The sequence below is a fragment of the Halocynthiibacter styelae genome (assembly GCF_016123485.1).
Taxonomy (GTDB): Bacteria; Pseudomonadota; Alphaproteobacteria; order Rhodobacterales; family Rhodobacteraceae; genus Halocynthiibacter; species Halocynthiibacter styelae.
In genome coordinates this window covers 1-3,251 of the sequence record NZ_JADCKQ010000030.1, presented here as the reverse complement: position 1 = coordinate 3,251, position 3,251 = coordinate 1, and the positions used below count along the sequence as shown (strand labels likewise).

2 rRNA genes are annotated in these 3,251 nt (G+C 51.1%); both read left to right on the top strand.

The features are described from left to right. Positions 1-47 precede the first annotated feature (47 nt). A 23S ribosomal RNA gene (locus H1D41_RS18180) occupies positions 48-2,879 on the top strand. Between the two features lie 111 nt (positions 2,880-2,990). Then, a 5S ribosomal RNA gene (gene rrf / locus H1D41_RS18175) occupies positions 2,991-3,105 on the top strand. Positions 3,106-3,251 lie beyond the last annotated feature (146 nt).

Sequence of the window (3,251 nt, the reverse complement as noted above, 5' to 3'; positions counted from 1 at the left end):
AACAAAAGGGGGTTGGCCGCAGAAGAAGTCTGACTTCTTCTGGATCAAATCAAGCGTGAAAAGGGCGTTTGGTGGATGCCTAGGCAGTAAGAGGCGATGAAAGACGTGATACTCTGCGATAAGCCATGGGGAGCTGAGAATAAGCTTTGATCCATGGATCTCTGAATGGGGGAACCCACCTGACATTTTGTTATTGTTAGCTATGCTATCAATAACGAGGTGAAACAGGTACTTATTACCTGAATACATAGGGTTTTAAGAGCAAACCCGGGGAACTGAAACATCTAAGTACCCGGAGGAAAGGAAATCAATTGATACTCCCCTAGTAGCGGCGAGCGAACGGGGACCAGCCGAGCAATAATTGTGATCAGAACAACCTGGAAAGGTTGACCAAAGTGGGTGACAGTCCCGTATGAGAAGCATGATTTGACGTATTAAGTAGGGCGGAACACGTGAAATTCTGTCTGAAGATCGGAGGACCACCTTCGAAGGCTAAGTACTCCTTACTGACCGATAGCGAACCAGTACCGTGAGGGAAAGGTGAAAAGCACCCCGACGAGGGGAGTGAAACAGTTTCTGAAACCGGACGCCTACAAGCAGTCGGAGGGACCTCGAGTCCTGACGGCGTACCTTTTGTATAATGGGTCATCGACTTGGTCTATCTAGCAAGCTTAAGCCGATAGGTGTAGGCGCAGCGAAAGCGAGTCTTAATAGGGCGAATGAGTTAGATGGATCAGACCCGAAACCGAGTGATCTAGGCATGAGCAGGTTGAAGGTGCAGTAACATGCACTGGAGGACCGAACCCACATCTGTTGAAAAAGATCGGGATGACTTGTGCCTAGGGGTGAAAGGCCAATCAAACTCGGAGATAGCTGGTTCTCTGCGAAATCTATTTAGGTAGAGCGTCGGACGAATACTCTCGGGGGTAGAGCACTGAATGGGTAATGGGGGCCCACAGCCTTACTGATCCTAATCAAACTCCGAATACCGAGAAGTACTATCCGGCAGACACACAGCGGATGCTAACGTCCGTTGTGGAGAGGGAAACAACCCTGACCTACAGCTAAGGCCCCTAATTCATGGCTAAGTGGGAAAGCAGGTGGGACGACCAAAACAACCAGGAGGTTGGCTTAGAAGCAGCCATCCTTTAAAGATAGCGTAACAGCTCACTGGTCTAAATAAGTTGTCCTGCGGCGAAGATGTAACGGGGCTCAAGCCATGAGCCGAAGCTTAGGATGCACATAGTGCATGGTAGCAGAGCGTAGTGTGACATAGCACCTTTCCTCATTTGCATCCCTCGGGATGTAACGGAGGATATGGTGCTTTCTGTGAAGCCGGCGCGTGAGCGATCCGGTGGAGAGATCACTAGTGAGAATGATGACATGAGTAGCGACAAACAGGGTGAGAGACCCTGTCGCCGAAAATCCAAGGGTTCCTGCTTAAAGTTAATCTGAGCAGGGTAAGCCGACCCCTAAGGCGAGGCCGAAAGGCGTAGTCGATGGGAACCAGGTTAATATTCCTGGGCCAGGAAGAATGTGACGGATCTCGAAGGTAGTTCATCCTTATCGGATTGAATGGGCTGCTTAGAGGTTCCTGGAAATAGCACTTCCGTAAGATCGTACCCTAAACCGACACAGGTGGATAGGTAGAGTATACCAAGGCGCTTGAGAGAACTATGTTGAAGGAACTCGGCAAAATACCTCCGTAAGTTCGCGAGAAGGAGGCCCAGTTCTTACGCAAGTAATGACTGGGGGCACAAACCAGGGGGTGGCGACTGTTTACTAAAAACACAGGGCTCTGCGAAGTCGCAAGACGACGTATAGGGTCTGACGCCTGCCCGGTGCCTGAAGGTTAAATGGAGGGGTGAGAGCTCTGAAATGAAGCCCAGGTAAACGGCGGCCGTAACTATAACGGTCCTAAGGTAGCGAAATTCCTTGTCGGGTAAGTTCCGACCTGCACGAATGGCGTAACGACTTCCCCGCTGTCTCCAACATAGACTCAGCGAAATTGAATTGCCTGTCAAGATGCAGGCTTCCCGCGGTTAGACGGAAAGACCCCGTGCACCTTTACTACAGCTTCACACTGGCATCAGACACAACATGTGCAGAATAGGTGGTAGGCTTTGAACCAGAGACGCCAGTTTCTGGGGAGCCTCCTTTGAGATACCACCCTTGTTCTGTTTGATGTCTAACCGCGGTCCGTTATCCGGATCCGGGACCCTGTGTGGCGGGTAGTTTGACTGGGGCGGTCGCCTCCTAAAGAGTAACGGAGGCGCGCGAAGGTTGGCTCAGACCGGTCGGAAATCGGTCGTTGAGTGCAATGGCAGAAGCCAGCCTGACTGCGAGACTGACAAGTCGAGCAGAGTCGAAAGACGGTCATAGTGATCCGGTGGTCCCAAGTGGGAGGGCCATCGCTCAACGGATAAAAGGTACGCCGGGGATAACAGGCTGATACTGCCCAAGAGTCCATATCGACGGCAGTGTTTGGCACCTCGATGTCGGCTCATCTCATCCTGGGGCTGGAGCAGGTCCCAAGGGTATGGCTGTTCGCCATTTAAAGAGGTACGTGAGCTGGGTTTAGAACGTCGTGAGACAGTTCGGTCCCTATCTGCCGTGGGTGTAGGAGATTTGAGAAGAGTTGCCCCTAGTACGAGAGGACCGGGGTGAACGTTCCACTGGTGGACCAGTTGTAATGCCAATTGCAGTGCTGGGTAGCTATGAACGGACAGGATAACCGCTGAAGGCATCTAAGCGGGAAGCCCCCTTCAAAACAAGATCTCCCTGAGGGCCGAGGTAGACCACCTCGTCGATAGGCCAGAGATGTAAGTGCGGTAACGCATTCAGTTGACTGGTACTAATTGCCCGATAGGCTTGATTTGATCCAGTAGAAGTCAGAAATCTGACTCCTCAGGACAAATCAAAAGCATACACTATACATTAGTATAGCTTAAACAAACGACAACAGTTGATATTGATGGCTTCTTTCCCGGTTTGGTGGTAATAGCACAAGTGAAACACCCGATCCCGTTCCGATCTCGGCAGTTAAGCACTGTCGCGCCGATGGTACTGCGTCTTAAGGCGTGGGAGAGTAGGTCACCGCCAAACCTGGTAAGAAGCCAATATCTCTCAATACGATGTTCAAATAAAAAAACCCGCCTCAGTAGAAATACTGAGGCGGGCTTTTTTGTGCGCAGAGCGCGCTAATCATGCAGCCGATAGGCAGAAATCGAAGAACGTACTCCAAATGCGGC